Raw genomic sequence first — 21,344 nt, forward strand, 5'->3', positions numbered from 1 at the left:
GCTGTTAGTGTCGACCACCGGGCCATCCGTGTTCGAACGACGAGGAGAGTTACATGGCACTGAGTGCCGGTACCAGAAGGACGGTCGCCTGCGTGCTCGTGGGTCTGGGCGCGGCATTACTCGTCGCCGCGCTGATGATCCCCACCTACACGGTGAGCAAGGTCGCCAAGACGCCGCTCGACCTCGAGATCACCACGATCGCGGAGAACCAGAAGGGCGAGGAGAGCCTCGTCCTCGACTCGAAGTCGCTCACCACCGGCGACGGGCCCCCCGTGGTGAACAAGGATGTGCCGCTGGTCTCCCAGCGCTTCGTCACCGTCGAGGAACCCTCCGACGCCGACCAGATGACGCTGCAGGCGGGCCAGACGCTGCGCCGCACCGACGTGCAGGGCGACACCGGCCTGCTCTCGGCCCTCATCGACCGCGTCACCATCTCGCGCACCACCGGCATGCCGGTCGACGCCGACCCCAACGGGTCGATCGCGGTGACCGTGAACAAGGACGGCAGCGTCATGGAACCGGTGCAGCACACCGGCATCGGCTACCGCTTCCCGATCGGCACCGAGAAGAAGACCTACCCGTACTTCGACATCAACGTGCGCCAGTCCTTCGACGCGAACTTCATCGAAGAGACCGAGATCAACAACCTCAAGGTCTACCGGTTCCAGATGACCGCGCCCGTCACCAACACCTGGGACGTGCAGCAGTCGCCGACCAACCGACTCACCCTGCCCGCCGCCAAGTGGGGCGTCGAGGGCGGCGAGGAGCCGGTCACGATGTACCGCTACTACACCAACGTGCGCGACCTGTGGGTCGAGCCGCAGACCGGCACCGTGATCAAGGGTGGCGAGTCGATCCACCTGTTCTACGCGCGTTCGGGCGACAAGCCCGAGGTCACCGCGCTCAAGTCGCACATCGTGTTCGACGAGGCGACGATCGAATCGCAGATCGCGATCGCCAAGGACAACACCGACAAGCTCTCCCTGTTCGGCCGGATCGTGCCGATCGTGTTCGGCATCCTCGGCGTGCTGGCCCTGCTCGGCGGCCTGTTCCTCGGCCTGCGCGGCGGCGGCACCCCCGCCCACGCCACCCCCCGCGGCTCACGAACCACGCCCGTCCCCACCACCGCCCCCGATGCCGACGACACCCCCACCACCCAGTGGGACGACGACGACACCGGAGCCACCCGCTGGGACGGCGACGACGCGCCCACCACGCAGTTCCCACGCGGGGACTACGACGGCCCCACCGAACAGATCGACATCAACAAACGCCCCTGAGCGACAGCACTTCTCGAACGGCCCCGGTCACCGCGACCGGGGCCGTTCGTGGTTTCCGGGCTGGGGGAAGGGCGGGTCGAGGGCGGCATAAACGTGCAGAGAATCGCTGATCGGGCCCGATTCTGGCTTTCGGAACGGTTGCGTGCACGAAAATGCCACCGTGGGGACTCTGACCTACCTGATTCCAGGCGAACTCGGCACCCTGTCCATCCTGGTTCCGAGGAAGACAGGCGCTCCGGGGTCGCTGGGAGCTACCGGGCGCGCAAGTCGAAGTCGGCCGTTGGCTTTCGAGCGGTGTGCAGGACGACCGCTGCGACGATCGTGGTGGTGACGGCGGCTACCGAGACGGCCGTTGTGATCAGGGTGGTGATGGTGCGGGCGAAGGCAAGCATGAGGGTGATCTCGACGGCCAAGCCGATCCAGGTGACGGCGGCCAGGGCGGTGCGTTCCACGGCGATTGCCGAGAGGAGGGCACCTTGCAGGACCGCCAGAATAGCGCCGTGCAGGGCGAACATCCACAGAATGCCCTGGATGGGGGCGTAATCGGCACCGGCGAACAGCGGGGCCAGTGGCGCGGCCACGGCGGCGCCCACCACCGCGACGATGCCGATCAGCGACAACACCGACAGCGCGTCGCGGATCGCGCGCGCGGAATGGGTCGGCTGCGCCATCCGGGGATACAGCACGACACCGACTGCCTGCGGCAGCCAGAACGCGATCTTGGTGGCGATGGTGCCCAGCGAATACCGGCTGGCATCGACCTCGTCGAGCACGATCCGCACCACGATCAAGTCGACCGAGGACAGCGCCATCAGCGCCGCCTGCACCTGCACCGCCCGCAGGACAGGCAGCACACCGACGGGCTTGACCGGAGTGGGCGCGCTCACCGCCGAGCGCGCTCGCCCGAGCCCCCGCGCCGCCACGACCGACTCGCCCGGCACCGAGTCCCCACCGGACGACGTCGCACGGGCCCCGCCGTCCACTACCGGTGAACGGTCCGCGCCACCGTCCACTGCCGGTGAACGGTCCGCGCTACCGTCCACCTCGCCGTCCACTACCGGTGAACGGTCCGCGCCACCGTCCACCTCGCCGTCCCCTACCGGTGAACAGTCCGCGTCGCCATCCAACCGGCGCTGACCGGTGGTCGATCGAGCGATCCGACCGGCGATGATCGCGGCGCCGACGATGCCGAGCGCACCCGCCCACAGCGCGCCGGCCGCACCGCCGCCGAGCGCGAGGGCGAGCAGCGCGGGCGCGACCCTGGCGGTACCGGCCATCGCGAGAACCGTCGCCAACGCGCGGAAGTGGTTGCCGCCCTGAAGAATTCCCTGCTCACCGGAGAGGATCACCAACGCGGGCGCGGCACCGAGCGCGGCCGCCGCCGCCCACACCCCGACATCGAGGACCACCGCGACCACCGGGATCAGCACCACCGCCACCGCGGCCACCATCGCCGCGCACCGCCACTGCATCGACCGCACCGCGCCCGCCGTGGCACCGCGCACCACCTCGCGCGCCACCACGTTCTGCATGGCCAGGGCGGGCACCGCGCACAGCAGCTGCACGGCGAGCAGGCTCGCGAACTCGCTGTACCCGGCCACGCCGAGCCAGCGACCGGCGAACAATTGCAGCAGGTAGCCGGCGACGTTGGCGGTCATCGCGCCGGCCGTCACCCAGGTGAGGTCAGCGACTACAGGGGGGCGACGGACCGAGGACACGCCCCATCGTCGCACCCCACTGTGTTCGCCATCACGCCAACCCCGAAAATGTGAGTCCGAGCGGACTCACCTCGAGCGATAGCGCCGTTCGATGCCGCCACCTGCTCGACCGCGATCGCGCCGGTACGTAAGGTGCACTCACGTGATGAGTCGTGGGCAAGCCAGGGCCGTGGTGGCCGGATACTGCGCCCTCCTCACGGCGATCATCATCGGACCGCTGGCAGGCTCCGGCTACCTGCTGCTGCGCGACGCGGTGAGCACCCCCCGCTCCTACCTCACCGACTCCGCCCTCGGCCTCGGCGCCGCCGCCCCCCGCGCCGTACCCCAGGACGCCCTGCTCGCCGCCCTGTCCCCCGTCGTCGACGGCGGCATCCTGGTGAAGGCGATCCTGATCGTCGCCCTGTGGTCGGCCGGTTACGGCGCGGCCGCACTGGCCCGCCGCCTCGTCCGCGCCGCCACCGGCGCCCAACTCGTCGCCGCCACCGTCGCCCTGTGGAACCCTTTCGTCGCCGAACGCCTCCTCCAAGGCCACTGGAGCCTCCTCGCCGGCTACGCCGCCCTCCCCTGGACCGCTCTCGCCGCCACCCGCATCCGAACCGCTTCGCGCCGAACAGGATTCAGCGACAACCCGGACCAGGGAACAACGAACCGTGTCGAATCTTTCCGCCGCACAGGCACTCTCGGCGGCTGGGCCGCACTGACCGCGAGCTTCGCCGCCGCCGGATTGACCCCGACCGGTTCGCTGCTGGCCGCCGTCATCGGACTCGCGCTGGTCGGCCGGCGCGCGCTACTTCCCGCCGCCGCCCTGTGGATCGTGACGTGCGCCCCCTGGCTGACCGCCACCGCGCTCGGCTCCGGCACCGAGCCGTCCGACCCGGCCGGTGTCTCCGCCTTCGCGGCACGCGCCGAACCGTGGCTCGGCACGCTCGGCAGCCTCGCCGGACTCGGCGGCATCTGGAACGGTGAGGCCGTACCAGCAAGTCGCACAACACCTCTCGCACTGGTCGGCACGCTGTTGCTGCTGGGCATCGTCGCGTTCGGGGTGCGCGCGGTGTGGGCTGAGCGCACCGGTCGGACACTGTTGGTAATCGCGGCGGTGGCGATCGTGCTGCCCGCACTCGGTGCGACGAGTTGGGGCCTGGCGGCAGGCGAGTGGCTGGTCGTGCACGTTCCCGGCGCCGGACTGCTGCGGGACACCCAGAAGTACGTGGCGCTGGCGATGCCCGCCTACGCGCTGTGCGCGGCCGCCGCGTGTCGGACCGTCGCCCGAGCGATACGGCGCCCGGAGGCCGAAGGCGAGTCGAAGGCATCCGTGCGTTGGGTAGCCGCCCTGTTCATCCTCTTGACCACCCTCCCCCTGGCCGACCTCGCCTGGGGAGTCGGCGGCGCCCTGCGCCCCGTCCACTACCCGGGGGGCTGGCATCAGGTCGCCGACCGCATCGAGGCCCCCGGCGACATCGCCGTCCTCCCCACCGGCATGTTCCGCCGATTCCCTTACAGCGGAACACCTCCCGTCCTCGACCCCGCCCCCCGCATCCTCCCCAACGACGTCCTACAAACCGGCGAACTGCGAGTCCGCGGCTACGCGGTCACCGGCGAGGGAAACCGAGCACGCACCGTAGAAGAAGCCCTCCTCCGAGGCGCCCCCGCCACCGAACTGGCCACCCTCGGCGTCGGCTGGATCCTCGTGGAACGCACCACCCCCGGCCCCCTCGGCGCCTCCGACCGCACCCTCACCACCGCCGACCTGCGATACCAGGACAACGACCTCGCCCTCTACCGAATCCCCGACCCGGCCACCCTCGACTCAGCCACCCCCACCCAACGCCGAATCTCCGCAGGCGCCCACCTCCTCTGGGCCCTCCTCCTGACCACAGCCCTGCTCACCGCATCCCGCCACCCCGACCCTAGATCCGAGGCGGAGCGACCAATCCGCTGACGGTGCGCCCCGCCGCGGCGGCCGCGAGGACTTCGTAGACGCCCGCCCCGGTCTGCTCCCAGGAGAACTCGTTCGCACGCGCCCGCGCCTTCTCACCCATCACCTGGCGCGTGTCGCGGTCGGCGAGCAGGTCGGCGGCGGCGCGGGCGAGGGCGGGCGCGTCGTCCACGAGCAGGCCGGTGACGCCGTCGACGATGGAGTCGGTGAGGCCCCGTGAGCTGCGGTAACCGATGGTGGGAACGCCGTGCTGGGCGGCTTCGATGACGGCGAGGCCCCAGCCTTCCTTGCGCGAGGGCATGACGTGGACCCACGCGGTCGAGAGGATCTCGTGCTTGCGACGTTCGTCGACGTGGCCGTGGAAGGTGACCGCGTCGGCGATGCCGAGGGTGTCGGCGCAGGCGCGCAGGTTGGGCGCCCACCACCCGTCACCGATCACGTCGAGGTGCACGTCGGGGAAGCGTTCGCGCAGGTGCGCGACGGCGGTGAGGGCGTCCTCGATCTGCTTGTGCGGGACCAGGCGCGACAGCACCGCGATGCGCGGGTGCGCGGCACGGGTGGTGTCGGTACCTGGCACGACCTCGACGGGGACCGGTTCGGCGCCGTTGCGGACCACCGCGATGCGCTCCCGGTCGACACCGAGCACCGACAACTCCTCGGCCGAGGGCAGCGACACGGTGAGGTACTGGTTGTCGCGATGCACGCGCGGGGACAGCGTGGACTCGATCCACCAGCCGATCCGCCCGACCAGCCGCCCGGCCACCGGCCACTGCTCACGGTGCCCGTGATGCACCAACACCACCGACGGCACGCCCGTGGCGCCGGCGAAGAAGGGAATGCCGTTCTGGGTGTCGATCACGACATCGGGGCGCACCCCACGCAACGGCCCGAAACCGAGCCGACCGGCCACGATGGCGGCCAACGCGCGCGGATACACGGTGAAGCGCCCACCCGCGCGACTGATATCGATGCCGTCGACCCGCTCACGCCTGGCCGCACCGGGGTATCCGGCCGTGCGCAGGGTGACCTTGATGCCCCGCGCGGCCAACTGCGCCCCGACCTGCTCCAGATACCGCTCGCTGCCACCACCCTGCGGGTGCCCGGTGTCACGCCAGCAGAGTAGGAGGACTTCACGCACGGTCGGGACTCGCATTCGATTCGGTGGCAGACAAATGTCGACGCCCACACTAGCGGGTGTAGGTCACACAACAGGTCGCTCTCTGCGGTGTTCGCCCAGATCAGCCGACCTGGGCGTGGTTCGCGCGCCGCTCAGACCGGCATCGGCCGAGTCCGAAGGTGGCATATTCGTGCATCCCCACAACGAACAGCCCGTTTTCTGGCTCCGCGACGCCGAAGTTGCACGATTATGCCAACCTCCCACCCACTCGACGCCCCCACCACCTGCCGCGCACCACAGATCTGCAAATACACTGCTGCCGTGTCGACCGCCACCCCGCAGAGAACCGAGCAGCCGATCCAGCCACGCGACCAGTCCAGGTTCGCGCGCCGGGCCACCCTGCGCAGGTCGCTGCGCCTGCTCACCAGCTTCCGCTTCGAGCAGTCCGACCCCGGCCGCTTCTACGGCGGCATCGCCACCGACAGCGCCGAGCTGGTCAGCGACTTCTACGCCGACGTCACCGGCCGCGACCTCACCGGCACCGTGGTCCTCGACGTCGGTGGCGGCCCCGGCTACTTCGCCGACGAGTTCAGCGCGCGCGGCGCCCGCTATGTCTCGGTCGAGCCGGACCCGTCGGAGATGCACGCGGCGGGGCTTCGGGTGTCGGGTTCGGTGCGCGGGTCGGGCATGGCACTGCCGTTCCGCGACGATTCCTTCGACGTCTGCTTCTCGTCCAATGTCGCCGAGCACGTGCCGCAGCCGTGGCTGATGGCCGAGGAGATGGTGCGGGTGACCAAGCCCGGCGGCCTCATCGTGTACTCGTACACGGTGTGGCACGGACCCTTCGGCGGACACGAGACCGGCCTGTGGCACTACCTCGGTGGCGAATTCGCGGCGCGTCGGTATCGGCGTAAGCACGGGCGCGAACCCAAGAACAGGTTCGGCCGTTCGCTGTTCGCTGTCACGGCTGAAGATGGATTGCGCTGGGCCGCAACGACTTCAGCCGATATCGATACCATTTTCCCGCGTTATCACCCGCGTTGGGCGTGGTGGCTGGTGCGCGTTCCGAAGGTTCGCGAGTTATTGGTGAGCAACCTCGTGGTGGTCGCTACCAAAGCCTGATCACGCCAGCCAACTCAATCTTCGTGCCCTGCGCGCCGGTTCGGGCAATACCGTGTCCCACGGTGATTCCTGAATTGCCAGACCGACGGTCTCCAACGTGGTAAGGCCGACCTGATCGGCGAGCGCTCCGACCATCGCAACCGCCTCAGCGGCCTGAATGGCGGCAGTCGCCTGCTCGATCGTGAGGGTGCGGCCGGGCAGGAAGGAGACAACCCATCCGCCACTGCCAACACTTTTCGCCTGATGGTCGGTCTGGTCGCTGGTCATCAACGATCGGCCGATCACTTGCACAGCCATGAGTAGGTCTCCCCAATTCGCTGTTAATGTTCGATGAATCGAGCGCAGCTGATCAGTAGCTAAAGCATCCCCTTTTCACCAGCTGAACGCAATAGTGCGTTTCCCCGAAAAGCGAACCGACAGGTTGGAATTCGCAATCTTCACAGTCGTTGCGCCCCAGCGATTTAGAACAGGTTGCAGACAATCCCCTTCCAAAACTGTAACGTGTTCTCATGCACTACGACAGTCTGTTCATCGGCGGCAAGTGGACAACCCCGGCCGGTAGGGACCGCATTTCGGTGGTCAGTCCGGCCACCGAGGAGACCGTCGGCAGCGTGCCCGCGGTAACGAATGCCGACGTCGACGCGGCGGTCGCCGCGGCCCGCGACGCGTTCGACAGCGGGCCGTGGCCGACGAAAGATCCGCTCGAAAGAGCCGAGATACTTGCCAAAGTCGCACGACTGATCGAGCAGCGCTCGCCGGAACTGCTCGCCGCGCTCACCGCCGAGATGGGCGCGCCGACACTGGCGGCGTTGACCCTCAACCAGATTCCGGCCGTGGCTGCCCTGGACGCGCTGGTCGAACTGGCGAAGACGTTCGCCTGGAACGAGACTCGGGTCGGCCTGTTCGGAACCTCGCGTGTGTCACGGGAACCGCGCGGCGTCGTCGCCGCGATCACGGCGTGGAACGTGCCGCTGTTCCTCGCGGTGAACAAGCTCGGACCCGCGCTGCTCGCGGGCTGCACGGTGGTGCTCAAGCCCTCGCCGCTGACCCCACTCACCGCGAACATCCTCGCCGACCTGTTCACCGAGGCCGGGCTGCCCGACGGCGTGCTCTCGGTCCTGCCCGCCGAGGCCGAGGCCAGCGAATACCTCGCCGCCCACCCCGACGTCGACAAGGTCACCTTCACCGGGAGCACCCCGGTCGGCAAGAAGCTCGCCGCGATCGCCGGCGAACAGCTCAAGACCGTCTCGCTCGAGCTCGGCGGCAAATCGGCCGCCATCGTGCTGCCCGATGTGGACCTGGCCGCGAGCATCCCCGTCCTCGCGTTCTCGGGGCTGATGAACAGCGGACAGGGCTGCGTCGCGCAGACCCGGATCCTGGCGCCGCGCAGCCGCTACGACGAGATCGTCGACGCCCTGGTCGCCCACGTGCGCACCATGCAGACCGGCGACCCGACCGACCCCGCCACCCAGCTCGGCCCGCTGATCAGCGAGAAGCAGCGCGACCGCGTCGAGGGCTACATCGCCAAAGGGCTGGCCGAGGGCGCGCGCCTGGTACTCGGCGGCGGACGGCCCGCCGGTGTCGAACGCGGCTGGTTCGTCGAGCCGACGATCTTCGCCGACGTCGACAACGCGAGCACCATCGCCCAGGAGGAGATCTTCGGCCCGGTCCTGTCGGTGATCCCCTACGACACCGAGGACGAGGCCATCGCGATCGCCAACGACTCCGACTACGGCCTGGCCGGTTCGGTGTGGACCACCGACATCGACCACGGCGTCGAGGTGGCGGCGCGCATCCGCACCGGCACGTTCGCGATCAACTGGTACGCCTTCGACCCGACCGCACCGTTCGGCGGCTACAAGAACTCCGGCATCGGCCGCGAGAACGGCCCGGAGGGACTCGACGCCTTCTGCGAACAGAAATCGGTCCTGATGCCGATGGGCTGGAGCGACAACTCATCCAGTTGAGACGCGCTCACACCCACGCGTGCGCATCACTCTGCTGGACCACTCCCTAACTCTCCGGCATACGCACCCGCAGTACCGGTTGCGCGGACACCTCGCCCCGGGCCGGTAGGTCGACGACTTCGACTCGCCAGCCCGGCGGCAGGACCCGTTCCAGCCGACCGGCCACGCGGTGCAGGGGAGTGCTCGAACAGGTGTCGGACTCGAATCCGGTCACCAGATCGGTCATGCGTCAAACCACCTCTCAACGTCGATCATCGTCGACCGCGTGGCGGTGCAGGAGTCTCGCGGGGGTTGAGCTCGTCAGGAAATATAGGCGAGAAGCAGCGTAACCGGGATCAGCGACGCACTGACATGCCCAGATGTACCCACAAATCCTTCGGCGAATCGTCCCCGGAACAGAAACCGCCCGTACCGAAAACGGTACGGGCGGTTCAGTGTTAGAGCCGGATCAGCCCAGGCGCTCCTTGAGTGCCTCGAACTCGTCGCGCACGCCGGAGGGCAGCTTGTCGCCGACGAACTCGAACCATTCCTCGATCGAGGGGATCTCCTTGCGCCACTCGTCGGCGTTCACCGCGAGTGCCTCGTCGACATCGGCGGCGACCACGTCGAGGCCGGCCAGGTCGAGGTCGGCGGCCGCGGGGACGTTGCCGACGGCGGTCGCGGTGGCGTTCGAGGTGCCCTCGATGCGGCCGACGATCCACTCCAGCACGCGGGAGTTCTCACCGAATCCGGGCCACAGGAAGCGGCCGTCGTCGCCACGACGGAACCAGTTGACGTAGAAGATCTTCGGCAGCTTGGTCGCGTCGGCGTTCTTGCCGAGGTCGATCCAGTGGTTGAGGTAGTCGCCCACGTGGTAGCCCAGGAACGGCAGCATCGCCATCGGGTCGCGACGGATGGTGCCGACGGTGCCCTCGGCGGCGGCGGTCTGCTCCGAGCCCATGGTGGCGCCCATGAACACGCCGTGCTCCCAGCCGAACGACTCGGTCACCAGCGGGACGGTGGTCTTGCGGCGACCGCCGAACAGGATGGCCGAGATCGGCACGCCCTGCGGGTCGTCCCACTCCGGCGCCAGGGTCGGGCACTGCGACATCGGGGTGCAGTAGCGCGAGTTCGGGTGCGCGGCGTGCGTGCCGGACTCGGGGGTCCAGTCGTTGCCCTTCCAGTCGATCAGGTGCTGCGGATCGCCTTCCAGGCCCTCCCACCACACATCGTTGTCGTCGGTGTTGGCGACGTTGGTGTAGACGGTGTTGCCCGCGTCGATGGTGGCCATCGCGTTGGGGTTGGAGCTGTGGTTGGTGCCCGGCGCGACGCCGAAGAAGCCGAACTCCGGGTTCACGGCGTAGAGCTGGCCGTCCTTGCCGAAACGCATCCAGGCGATGTCGTCGCCCAGGGTCTCCGCGCGCCAGCCGGGGATGGTCGGCTGGATCATCGCCAGGTTGGTCTTGCCACAGGCCGACGGGAACGCGGCGGCGATGTAGTAGTTCTTGTTCTCCGGCGAGATCAGCTTGAGGATGAGCATGTGCTCGGCCAGCCAGCCCTCGTCGTGGGCCATCGCCGAGGCGATGCGCAGCGAGTAGCACTTCTTGCCCAGCAGCGCGTTGCCGCCGTAGCCGGAACCGAAGGACCAGATCTCACGATCCTCGGGGAAGTGGGTGATGTACTTGGTGTCGCTGCACGGCCACGGCACATCGGCCTGGCCCTGCGCCAGCGGCGCGCCCACGGAGTGCAGCGCCTTCACGAACGGGCGGTCGGTGCCCAGCTTGTCGAGCGCGGCCTGGCCCATGCGGGTCATCACGCGCATCGAGACGACCACGTACTCGGAGTCGGTGATCTCCACGCCCAGCTTGGGGTCCTCGGCGCCGAGCGGGCCCATGCAGAACGGCACCACGTACATGGTGCGGCCCTTCATCGAGCCGCGGTACAGCTCGGTCATGGTGGCGCGCATCTCGGCGGGGTCGACCCAGTTGTTGGTCGGACCGGCGTCGGCCTCGGTGGCGGAACAGATGTAGGTGCGCGACTCGACGCGCGCCACATCGGAGGGATCCGACAGCGCTAGGAACGAGTTGGGTTTCTTCTTCTCGTCCAGCTTCTTGAAGGTGCCGGCCTCGACCAGCTGGGTGGTCAGGCGATCCCATTCCGCGTCGGAGCCGTCGGCCCAGACGACGCGATCGGGCTGGGTGAGCTCTGCGACTTCCTGTACCCAGGCGAGCAGTTCACTGTGCTCGGTCGGCGCCTTGCCGTCGGATCCACGAAGACCAGGAATGGTCGCTGAGGTCATGAAAACTCTCCTGAGATGGGCGGTTGTTCGATCCATCGATCGCCACCATGGGCGGGTAAGGCGTCCGCAGTGACCCTGACCGCGCACGGACTTCGAGCCGCGCATCGACTGGCAATAGCGGACGCCCAGGTTCCTACCTCAAGGTTAACGCGATATGACGACCGATATGGCATCGGGCTCCATTACTGGTACCCGCGAGTCAGTTCGCCAATCGCGCCGGTCACCACTGATCGAGAACGGCGATGTCGCGTTCACATGCCGACAGCTGCGCCGGACGCTGGGCGACGAGCCCGCGCGTGAGCGCGTCCAGCTCGGTGACGCGCCGGTCGACGGCCACCGCGCGCGCCGTGGATTCGCGCACGACGTGCTCGGCCAGCTCGGTCTCCGCGTCCACCAGCACGCCCGCGACACGCTGTTCGAGCTGGGCTTTGACATTCACCAGGGCCTCCGAGACCCAGTGCGAGAGGTGATTGCGCTCGGCGAGTCGCCTGCGGGCGCGCACGACCCACGCGGCCGCGCCGGCGCCGAGCAACAGGGTCACCGGGAAGCTCGCCGCGTCGAGTGCGGGCACCAGTGACATCGGCGCGACGATCAGTCGACCGAGGCCGACACCGGCCGACGCGCCGAGCACGATCATGAGGTGATCTTCGACACCACGGTGCCGTTTGTCCGGATCGGGGCCGACGCGCGGGGCCGGATCCCGGCGCACCTGCGCGGGAGGCGCGGTGCCGATGCGGCGGGCGGCCTCGCGCACCCGCTCGTCGATCACCGCGTCCACAGAAACGGACAATTCGCCCGCCGCTTGCTGGAGTCGTCGCGGATAGGCCCGCAGCTCGGCGCCGTCACAGCGATCGAGTTCGGCGCGGGAACGATTGTGCAGGGCCCGCACCATCGCGCCGACCTCGGTGGTCAGGTCGACACGGGCCAGTTGGACCTGACTGCGCACCGCCGCCAGCCCCGCCTGCCGACCGCCGTCGCGTTCGGCCATCAGCCCGATCCGCTCCTCGCGCAGCCGAGCGGTGTCGGTGCCCGAACGCAGGGCGGTGATCTGCTCGTCGATCCTGGCCCTGGTGTCGGTGAGCACGCGGGACAGCACGGCCGCGCGACGCTGCGCGCCGTCGACCGGTCCGCGCGCGGTGGCCGCGGCGAGCACGGCGTGCAGGCCCGCGACGCCGGAGCGGTCGAGTAGCGCCGAGTCGTCGGCGGCGCGGGCGGCGGCGGACAGACGCGCGGAGACGGCGAGGATGTCGAGGTCGGTGACGCCACGATCGGCGAGGAGTTCCAGATTGCGCGCACGGGTCGTTCGCCAGTCCTGGTAGGCGTGAAAACCGTTCATGGCGAGCAGGATTCGTCGATCGGCGGCGCGGAGTCGATCGATCAGAGCGAACATATCGGCACCGAGCACACTGCCCGCGTCGAACAGGATGAGCGCGGCGGCCGGGTCGGTGATTTTGACGGCGGCCGGGTCGGCCAGGTCGATATGCGGCTCGAAACGGGCGAGTTCGGTGCGCAGCAGGGTGGTGTTGGCGTCATCGGGTGCGTAGAAGTCGACGCTGGAACCCTCCCCGGCGGCGTTCATCGCGCGAATCAAGGCGCCGCCCTGGGGATTCCAGCGATCGATGACGGCGTTCACCTCAGCGGGCAGGGCGGCCTCGTCGGTGGACGGTTCGACCTGTTCCGCGAGGTCGGTCGCGTCAGAGTCCCGCACTGCTCAACCGCTCCCACGCTCGCACGTACCCGTTGTGCACCCGCAGCGCCGCGCGCCGGGCCGGAGGCGGCATATCGCTCGACACCACCGCGCGCCAGCGCGTGGCCCGCGAGAGCGCCTCGTCGGCGTCGGCGGGCGCGGGCGAGCGGTAACCGGCGGCCAGGTGGGCGACCTGCGGGCAGGCCAGGCCCGCGCACAGGCCGGTCCACAGCGCTTCGTCGCCGACCAGGTACTGCTCGATCAGTTCGCGGGCGCGGCCGCCGTCGCCGGGCACCGCGCGGGCCGCCGCGCGGATCAGCTCGTCGAGCAGTTCGCCGCCGCGCACCGCCTCCACCTGCTCGTATCGGCGGTGCACCAGCGCGTGCAGCGGGTCGATCCCGCTCGCGGAGTGCAGGATCTGGATGATCGCCGAGGAGGGCAGGTCGGGGTCGGCGCGCAGGGCCGACAGGGCGCAGTCCACGCCGTAGAGGTCCCAATGGGCGATCAACCGCTGCCGGGCCTGCTGATCGGAACCGCTGCCGATGAACAGGTCCGCCGCCAGCACCGACGGCACATCGGGCCCGACCGCCAGCCTGCGCAGATCGCTCAGATCGGCCGCGTCCACCGCGCCCGCCCTGGTCCGGGCGGCGACCGAGGCGATGATCGGCACCACCGGCAGGCCGAGCTCGCGGGCGTGCTGCTGCGCCGCCGCCACCGCGTCACCCCAGCGCGCACCCACCGCGTCGGCCTTGTTCAACACCACCAGGGCGCGACCGGCCGGAACACTGGCGAGCAGTCGCAGGTCAGCGGTCTGCGGCGCACCCGCCAGCACGTAGATGACCAGGTCGCCGTCGAGCACGGGGTCGGGCTCGTCGGGCTGATCCACCGGCGTGGTCTCCTGCGCCGACAGCAGGGCCAGCGCGGCCGACACGGTGCTCCGCCCGCTCAGCGCGCGCCCGGTGATCTGGATGTGCAGCGGACGCCGGCGGCGCGCCGCGGCAGCGCTCAACTGCTCGGCGATCGCCGGATCGGTGCCACGGCCGACGGCGAGTCGGGCGATCAGCTCGTCGAGCTGATCGGCGGCGCGGGTCTGGTCGAATTCGCTGGCTGTCGGCATCGGATACCCCCTTTACGGGGGCATTCTGTCAGATCGGGGCCGACCCAGCCGCCTCCCGCGAACTCGCCTGCGGCGTAACTCCGGGCATGCTGGACAATGGACGACGTGAACGACGCCGCCAACCACGCCGAGCCGACCAGCCACAAGCTGTCGGAGATGCCCAACGACGCGGGCCGCCGCTCGCTCACCGGCTCCCGGCTCTACCCCCGGGTCACGAGCTTCCGGTCCCGACGCGGCGCACTGACGCCGAACCAGCAGGCTTCCTGGGATCGCACCTGGCCGGTGATCGGGCGCGACGTGTCCAACGATCCGGTCGACGCCGACGCCTGGTTCGGGCGCTCCGCCCCGCTGGTCATCGAGATCGGCTGCGGTACCGGCACCGCCACCGCGGCGATGGCCAAGGCCGAACCGCACCTGAACCTGATCGGCATCGAGGTGTATCACCCGGGCCTGGCCCAGCTGGTGCAGCAGGTCGAGCGCGAAGAGATCGACAACATCCGCCTGCTGCGCGGCGACGCCGTCGATGTGTTGGAGAACATGGTTGCTCCGGAGTCGCTGATCGGGGTTCGGGTGTTCTTCCCCGACCCGTGGCCCAAGGCCCGCCACCACAAACGCCGCCTTTTGCAGGCGCCGACCTTCTCGCTCATCGCCAGCAGGCTCGTGCCCGGCGGTGTGTTGCATGTCGCTACCGACCACGCGGATTACGCGGAACAGATTCTCGAAGTAGGCTCGAAGGAACCGCTGTTCACCGGCCTGAACGACACCACCGGTGGCGACAGCGCCGCCAACCGCGTGACCGCGCCGATCGGCTTCGAACGGCCCGTCACCAAGTTCGAAGGCAAAGGTCTGCGTGCCGGAAGCGTCATCAACGAGTTCATATGGGGGAAGATCGACAGATGAGCGTGAGTGAGATCGCCCCCGAGATGCCGGTGTCCACCCCCGGTTCCGAGGCGCCGAGTGGTGCCGATGTGCGACGCGTTCTGCTGGTCTGGGACGCGCCGAACCTCGACATGGGACTCGGCGCCATCCTCGGTGGCCGTCCCACCGCCGCCTATCGCCCCCGTTTCGACGCCCTCGGCCGCTGGCTGCTGGCCCGCACCGCCGAGATCTCGGTCTCGTCCAAGGGCCGCATCGAAGCCGAGGCCACCGTCTTCACCAATATCGCGCCCGGCACCGCCGACGTGGTCCGCCCCTGGGTGGAAGCGCTGCGCAATGTCGGTTTCGCGGTGTTCGCCAAGCCCAAGATCGACGAGGACTCCGACGTCGACGCCGATATGCTCGCCCACATCGCCGCGCGGCAACGCGACGGCGGGCTGGCGGGCATCATGGTCGCCTCGGCCGACGGTCAAGCCTTTCGGGAGCCGCTCGAGGCCATCGCGGCCAAGGGAATCCCAGCTCAGGTGCTCGGATTCCGTGAGCACGCGAGTTGGGCCGTCACTTCCGATACCCTCGGGTTCGTCGACCTCGAAGACATCCCGGGCGTGTTCCGGGAACCGCTGCCGCGGGTGAGCCTCGAGTCGCTGCCCGACGAGGGCGCTTGGCTGCAGCCGTTCCGGCCGTTGTCCGCGCTACTCACTTCTCGCCCCGGTCAAGGAGTCGCTTAAGTGTTCACCCGCTGGGGCGATCTGGTCTATCGGTTCCGTTTCGCCGTCATCGTTGTGGTCGGCGCGGCGATGTTGGCGCTGGGCGCCTACGGCATGGGGCTGGGCCCCCGCCTGTCCCAGAGCGGCTGGTTCGATCCGGGTTCGGAATCGGTGCAGGGCGCGCAGATCGCGGACGGATCGTTCGGTCGCGACCACATGGCCGACGTGATCGTCATGTACAACGCGCCCGAGGGCAAGACGATCGATGATCCCGAGTTCTCGCAGAAGGTCATCGGCAGTCTGACCTCGATCGTCAACGACCATCCCGATCAGATCGGCATGATCAACGGCACCTATTGGAAGGTGGGCGACGCGCCCGCCGTGCCGTCGGCGTTCGGCTCCAAGGACAAGAAGCACGCGTTCGCCTCGATCGCCATCGAGGGTGACAACGACACCGTCATGATGGCCAATTATCGCGCCGTGGCGGATGTCTTCTACATCCCCGGCGTCGATGTCGAGGTCTCCGGCCTGCAACCGCTCGCGGTCACCCTCAACGACACGATCGCCCACGACACCAAGCGCATGGAAGTGCTGGCGCTGCCCGCCGTGGCGATCCTGCTGTTCTTCATCTTCGGCGGCATCGTCGCGGCCGCGCTGCCGCTGATCATCGGCGGTCTGACGATCATCGGCGCCACCGGTCTGGTGATGGTGCTGACCAACTTCACCGAGGTCAACTCCTTCGTCACCGGTGTCGTCTCGATGATCGGTCTCGGCCTCGCGATCGACTACGGGCTGTTCATAGTCAGCCGTTTCCGCGAGGAATTGGCCGAGGGCTACGACACCAGAGCCGCCGTCCGACGATCAGTGATGACCGCTGGACGAACAGTCGTGTTCTCCGCGACCATGATCATCGCCAGCCTCGGCGGCATCCTGCTGTTCCCGCAGGGCTTCCTGCGATCGGTCGCCTACGGCACCATCGCGACCGTGTCCCTCGCGGCGCTGACCGCGGTGACGATCCTGCCCGCGATGCTGGCCGTGCTCGGCCCGCGCGTCGACCTGCTCGGCCTCAAGCGTTTCCGCAAGACCAAGACCGCCGAGCAGATCGAGAACGGCTTCTGGGGCAACATGACCCGCTGGGTCATGAAGCACCCGCTCAAGATCGCCATCCCGATCACCGTCGGTCTGCTGCTGCTGATCATCCCGGTCAAGGACCTGGCGTTCGGCGGCATCAACGAGAAGTACCTCCCGCCGGACAATCCGACGCGCTCGGCACTCGAGCACTTCTACGAGGTCTTCCCGCAGAAGAAGACCGACCCGATCCAGCTGGTCTTCGTCTCGGACAACACCACCGCGATCGGCAAGGTCTGGAAGGAAGCCAACCAGGCTCCCGGCCTGGTCGGGCCGTTCGACGTGCCGACCAAGTCGCCGACCAACGCGGAGGTGTTCCGTACCTCGGCGACGCTGGTCGATCCCACCGGCGATGTCGCGCCGACCATCGACTACCTGCGTGGCCTCGAGATACCCGACGGCGTGACGATGTATGTCACCGGTCAGCCCACGCTCATGGCCGACAGTATCGACACGCTGCTGCACCTGATGCCATGGATGATCGCGCTCGTCCTGATCACGACCACCGTGCTCATGTTCTTGACGTTCGGCTCACTGGTGCTGCCGATCAAGGCCGCCCTGATGAGCGCGCTCGGCCTCGGCTCGACCCTCGGCATCCTGACCTGGATCTTCGTCGACGGCCACGGCGCCTCGCTGCTGAACTTCACACCACAACCGATCAGTGCCCCGGTTCTGATGTTGATCATCGCGATCATCTACGGCCTGTCGACCGACTACGAGGTCTTCCTGCTGTCCCGCATGGTGGAAGCGCGCGCCCAGGGCGCCTCGACCACCGAAGCTGTGCGCATCGGAACCGCCCAAACCGGGCGCATCATCACCGCCGCCGCGCTGATCCTGCTGGTGGTGACCGGCGCGTTCGCGTTCTCCGACATGGTGATGATGCAGTACATCGCCTACGGCATGATCGCGGCGCTGTTCATCGACGCCACCGTCCTGCGCATGCTGCTGGTCCCCGCGATCATGAAGCTGCTCGGCGACGACTGCTGGTGGGCGCCGAAGTGGATGAAGCGCATCCAGGAGAAGATCGGCCTGGGCGAGCCCATCCTCGATGACGAGCGTCCCGGCACCGGCGACGCGGTGGACCTGGTGAAGACCACCCCGATCACCGACCCGCCGACCATGCAGATGAAGGCGGTCCCCGACTCCAAGCTGGCCCGCACTCCCCGCAGGCCGCGCACGGTCGCCGAGATCGAGTCCGAGGCCCCGACCCAGCGCATGGACAAGATCACCGAGACCGACGAGCCCGCCCGCTCGCGCGCGCCGATCTCCCCCGATCCGACCCGCCCCCGCGCCGCCATGCTCTCCTCGGGCGAGCCGACTCAGGTCCTGCCCGTCGTCAAGCCCGGCGCCACCCCCGAGGACCTCGCCGCCGCCCCCGAGGACTCCGGCCTCGACGTGGCGAAGCCCGAGTCCGGCGAACCCACCCGCGTCCTCCCGATCGTCAAGCCCGGCACGCCGAATCCCGCCCTGACCAAGGACGATCCGCCCACCGACAACGACCCGGACGCCTCCGCCCCGACCCGCGACAACGCGAGCCCGACCACCAACCTCGGCGACCCCGAGACCGGCCCCGGCGGAGCCACCCGCACCACCAACGGCTCCACCTCCGGCGCCACCAGCTTCGGCACGATCGCGAACGCCCAGGGCAGCAGCGGATTCGGCGCCGGCTCGACCCGACAGGGAAGCACCAGCTTCGGCACAGGCTCCACCCCACAGGGTGATACCGATTTCGACGCGAGCTCGAACCCGAAGGGCAACACCGGTTCCAGCGCGAGCCGGGACCCGCAGGGTCCTGCCGGTTTCGGCGCACGCCTGAACCTGGAGGACAGCACCGGTTTCGGCACGGGCTCGACCCCGCAGGGTGATGCCGGCTTCGGCACGAGCTCGAACCCGGAGGACAGCACCGGCTTCGGCGCGAGCCGGGACCCGCAGAGTGATTCCGGTTTCGGCGCACGCTCGAACCTGAAGAGCAGCACCGGTTTCGGCACGAGCCCGGCCCCGCAGGGTGATAGCGGTTTCGGCGCGAGCCCGAACCCAGAGAGCAACACCGGCTTCGGCACGAGCTCGACCCCGCAGGGTGATGCCGGTTTCGGCGCACGCTCGAACGCGGAGAGCAGCACCGGCTTCGGCGCGAGCCCTGCCCCGCAGGGTGACACCAGCTTCAAGCTGCCGAGCCGTCGGACTGATGCACAGGCGCGCCCTGACGGTGTCAGCGCACTTTCCAGCGATTCGGCGAGCACGGGTTCGCAGTCGCTCGGCGACACCGGATCGGACATTCCGAGGCGTGTTCCCGACGCGGCGGCACGTCCGACCAGCGACATCAGCCTTTCCGGTGGCGCCGGTTCGCTCTCGCTCGACGAGGCGACCGACGTCCGGTCCGACGGCCAAGCCGACGCGCGACCGGTTGTCGACACCTTCGGCGCCTCACCGAGCCCCGCCGGCTTCACCGGCCCCAGCTTCGGCACCGATCCCCGCCCCGCCGTCGAAACCCCCAGCGGCCGTTCAACTTCGGACACCGACCCCGCAGACAGCGCGGATTCCGATCTCGTCCTGCCCGGCCTCGACAGCCCCACCCGCCCGCGCGGCTCCGAGCGCGTGCAACCCCCCACGGGCTACACCGCAGGCGTCATCGGCGATACCCCGCCGACCGGTCCCGCCTCCACCGAATCCAGCGACAACACCGGATTCCCCGGACCCGCAACGGTCCTCCCCCAGCGGCCGAGCATCATCCCGCCCGCCCGCCCGAACGTCGCAACCCCACCCCCGATCAGCGCGTTCCCCCCGCCGGCCCCGAGCATCGTCAACCCGCCGACCGGCGTAACTCCGCGCGCGGCCGACAACCCCCCGAGCGGCGTAACACCCCGCACGACCGATACCCCGCCGACCGGCATCAACCCGCCGAACGACGCGACACCTCATACAGGCGAAGCCTCGTCGAGCGGAGCAACGTTCCGCGCGCCCGAAACCCCGCCGAGCATCGTCACACCCCCACGCGGCGTAACACCCCGCCTGGCCGACAACGCGCCCAGCGGCATCAATCCGCCGAACGGCACGACCCCTCGCACGACCGACAACCTGCCCGGCGACGTGACGCCCCGCCCAACCGAAACCTCGCCGAGCGACGCGGCGGCAGCCCGTACGGGCGATGCCTCGTCGAGCGGCGAGGCCTTCCGCGCGGCCAGTACCTCGCCGAGCGGAGTGACACCTCGCGAGGCCGGAACCTCGCCGAGCGGTATCGACCTGACGGACGGCGCATCGTCCAGCGTGGCCGAGAACCCGTCTGCCGGCGTCACCCCGGCGAGCGCTGACAACCCGCCGAGCGGAACCTTCAGCGGATTCAATCCGGTCACCGAATCCAATTTCCGCCCGATCAGGCCGTTTTCGCGGCCGCCCGAGTCGAGCGCGCCCGCCGCGCCCGGCACCGGGACCGGCGCGGGATCCAGCCGTCCACTCGGTTCGGACACTCCGACTGGCGAAGCTGATAGCTCCGCGCGCGAATCTGCTTCGCGGGCAAGCGTTTTCGTCCCTCCCACGGACCTGTCGGCAACGCCGGGCGCACACCGCGCCGACGCCCTCGCGGGTACAGCGAGCGAGTCGGCGACCGAACGCGAGCCCTCGGACTCGTCGCGACGGGAGTCGTCGGACTCCGCACACGGCGTGTTCGGCACCCCGGTCCCCGTCGAACCCCAGCAGCCCAGTTCCCCGTGGAACAACGGCATGACCGGTCCGGGAACCCCGCGCGGTTTCACCACGCCGGAGCCGGAGCACGGTTCGCGGTTCGCCTCGGCCACCCCCTCGGCGGACAGCACGAACGGCTCGGCCGGCCCCGCCGCAGCTCACCCGGACAACTCCGCCGATTCGCCGAATCCCTCGGTGTCCCGGCCGGATTCGCCGCGTCTGGCGCAGGTGCGTCCGCAGGTGGCACCGACCGGATTCACCGCCGTCCCGCTCAACAACGAAACCGGCCCGCTGCCGATCTCGCTGCTGCAACAGGGCGAGGCGAACGGGCGGGGCGACGACGAGAGCGCTCCCGGTCAGTGGCAGGCGCCGTCGGGTTTCACGGCCGTTCCCGCCTCGCCCGCGGAATCCGAGGCGGCCTTCGACGCCACCGAGCAGGCCGAGCAGCGCCTGCCCGCCTCGGCACCCGCCGAGCCCGAAAACGATTCCCCCACCGCGGAATCGGGTGGCGCGGATACCCGCAACGAGATCGAGAACTGGATGGCTCAGCTGCGCTCCTCCCGGCGCGGCACGCCCGCCGACGAGGGTCGCCACCACGGTGGCGAGGGCCGCACGGTCAGCGTGAACGAGCTCCTGCGCCGCCGCGAGGACGACACCAACTGACGCACCCAGGACCACGACGAAACCCACGGCCAAGCTATCGGGCCGTGGGTTTCGTCGTTCAGTGGGTTTC

General features: G+C 69.1%; 14 protein-coding genes. 7 read left to right on the forward strand and 7 right to left on the reverse strand.

All coding sequences use genetic code 11. The features are described from left to right. Window positions 1–53: 53 nt before the first annotated feature. On the forward strand, window positions 54–1,280 hold the full coding sequence (gene pgfA, locus ACFP3H_RS10180; protein ID WP_378603023.1) for a cell envelope lipid trafficking protein PgfA: 1,227 nt from the start codon (window positions 54–56) through the stop codon (window positions 1,278–1,280). A 251-nt stretch (window positions 1,281–1,531) separates the two neighbouring features. On the opposite strand, the gene ACFP3H_RS10185 is transcribed toward pgfA, so the two are convergent. Next, complete coding sequence (locus ACFP3H_RS10185) at window positions 1,532–2,938, reverse strand: polysaccharide biosynthesis protein (RefSeq protein ID WP_378603026.1); 1,407 nt, start codon at window positions 2,936–2,938, stop codon at window positions 1,532–1,534. Window positions 2,939–3,143: 205 nt separating this feature from the next. Here ACFP3H_RS10185 and ACFP3H_RS10190 point away from each other — a divergent pair, with 205 nt between their 5' ends. Further along, on the forward strand, window positions 3,144–4,937 hold the full coding sequence (locus tag ACFP3H_RS10190; protein ID WP_378603029.1) for an MmpA family trehalose lipid delivery protein: 1,794 nt from the start codon (window positions 3,144–3,146) through the stop codon (window positions 4,935–4,937). Here ACFP3H_RS10190 and ACFP3H_RS10195 read toward each other — a convergent pair. Further along, window positions 4,906–6,072 (reverse strand): glycosyltransferase family 4 protein, encoded by a 1,167-nt coding sequence (locus ACFP3H_RS10195; RefSeq protein ID WP_378603032.1) that lies wholly within the window; start codon window positions 6,070–6,072, stop codon window positions 4,906–4,908. The two genes, ACFP3H_RS10190 and ACFP3H_RS10195, sit on opposite strands and share 32 nt — an antisense overlap. A gap of 300 nt (window positions 6,073–6,372) precedes the next feature. Here ACFP3H_RS10195 and ACFP3H_RS10200 point away from each other — a divergent pair, with 300 nt between their 5' ends. Then, window positions 6,373–7,173, forward strand: coding sequence for a class I SAM-dependent methyltransferase (locus ACFP3H_RS10200; RefSeq protein ID WP_378603035.1), 801 nt, complete (start codon window positions 6,373–6,375; stop codon window positions 7,171–7,173). On the opposite strand, the gene ACFP3H_RS10205 is transcribed toward ACFP3H_RS10200, so the two are convergent. Continuing rightward, the gene (locus ACFP3H_RS10205; RefSeq protein WP_378603038.1) at window positions 7,174–7,470 is read right to left on the reverse strand and encodes a hypothetical protein; all 297 of its coding nucleotides are present in this window, start codon (window positions 7,468–7,470) and stop codon (window positions 7,174–7,176) included. Between the two features lie 212 nt (window positions 7,471–7,682). Between ACFP3H_RS10205 and ACFP3H_RS10210 the strand changes: the two genes are divergently transcribed. After that, window positions 7,683–9,140, forward strand: a complete 1,458-nt coding sequence (locus ACFP3H_RS10210; protein ID WP_378603041.1) for an aldehyde dehydrogenase — start codon at window positions 7,683–7,685, stop codon at window positions 9,138–9,140. 46 nt (window positions 9,141–9,186) lie between these two features. Here ACFP3H_RS10210 and ACFP3H_RS10215 read toward each other — a convergent pair whose 3' ends face one another. The 4 genes from ACFP3H_RS10215 to ACFP3H_RS10230 form a co-directional block, all read right to left on the reverse strand. Beyond that, window positions 9,187–9,366 (reverse strand): hypothetical protein, encoded by a 180-nt coding sequence (locus tag ACFP3H_RS10215; RefSeq protein WP_378603044.1) that lies wholly within the window; start codon window positions 9,364–9,366, stop codon window positions 9,187–9,189. A gap of 222 nt (window positions 9,367–9,588) precedes the next feature. After that, on the reverse strand, window positions 9,589–11,418 hold the full coding sequence (locus tag ACFP3H_RS10220) for a phosphoenolpyruvate carboxykinase (GTP) (protein ID WP_378603047.1): 1,830 nt from the start codon (window positions 11,416–11,418) through the stop codon (window positions 9,589–9,591). Between the two features lie 220 nt (window positions 11,419–11,638). Next, window positions 11,639–13,126 carry a hypothetical protein gene (locus ACFP3H_RS10225; RefSeq protein ID WP_378603050.1) on the reverse strand — a complete coding sequence of 496 codons (1,488 nt, stop codon included), beginning with the start codon at window positions 13,124–13,126 and terminating at the stop codon, window positions 11,639–11,641. Then, window positions 13,113–14,222, reverse strand: a complete 1,110-nt coding sequence (locus tag ACFP3H_RS10230; protein ID WP_378603053.1) for a hypothetical protein — start codon at window positions 14,220–14,222, stop codon at window positions 13,113–13,115. The genes ACFP3H_RS10225 and ACFP3H_RS10230 overlap by 14 nt, the downstream gene beginning before the upstream one ends. 96 nt (window positions 14,223–14,318) lie before the next feature. On the opposite strand from ACFP3H_RS10230, the gene trmB reads away from it, so the two are divergent. From trmB to ACFP3H_RS10245, 3 genes are read left to right on the forward strand one after another with little or no spacing between them, the layout of a single operon-like run. Then, the gene (gene trmB, locus ACFP3H_RS10235; protein WP_378603056.1) at window positions 14,319–15,122 is read left to right on the forward strand and encodes a tRNA (guanosine(46)-N7)-methyltransferase TrmB; all 804 of its coding nucleotides are present in this window, start codon (window positions 14,319–14,321) and stop codon (window positions 15,120–15,122) included. Continuing rightward, entirely contained in the window at window positions 15,119–15,826 is a 708-nt protein-coding gene (locus ACFP3H_RS10240; RefSeq protein WP_378603059.1) for an NYN domain-containing protein, read from the forward strand. Before trmB ends, ACFP3H_RS10240 begins: the two co-directional genes overlap by 4 nt. Further along, on the forward strand, window positions 15,827–21,274 hold the full coding sequence (locus ACFP3H_RS10245) for an MMPL family transporter (RefSeq protein WP_378603062.1): 5,448 nt from the start codon (window positions 15,827–15,829) through the stop codon (window positions 21,272–21,274). Window positions 21,275–21,344 lie beyond the last annotated feature (70 nt).

Source organism: Nocardia lasii, from assembly GCF_042658545.1.
Classification (GTDB): domain Bacteria; phylum Actinomycetota; class Actinomycetes; order Mycobacteriales; family Mycobacteriaceae; genus Nocardia; species Nocardia lasii.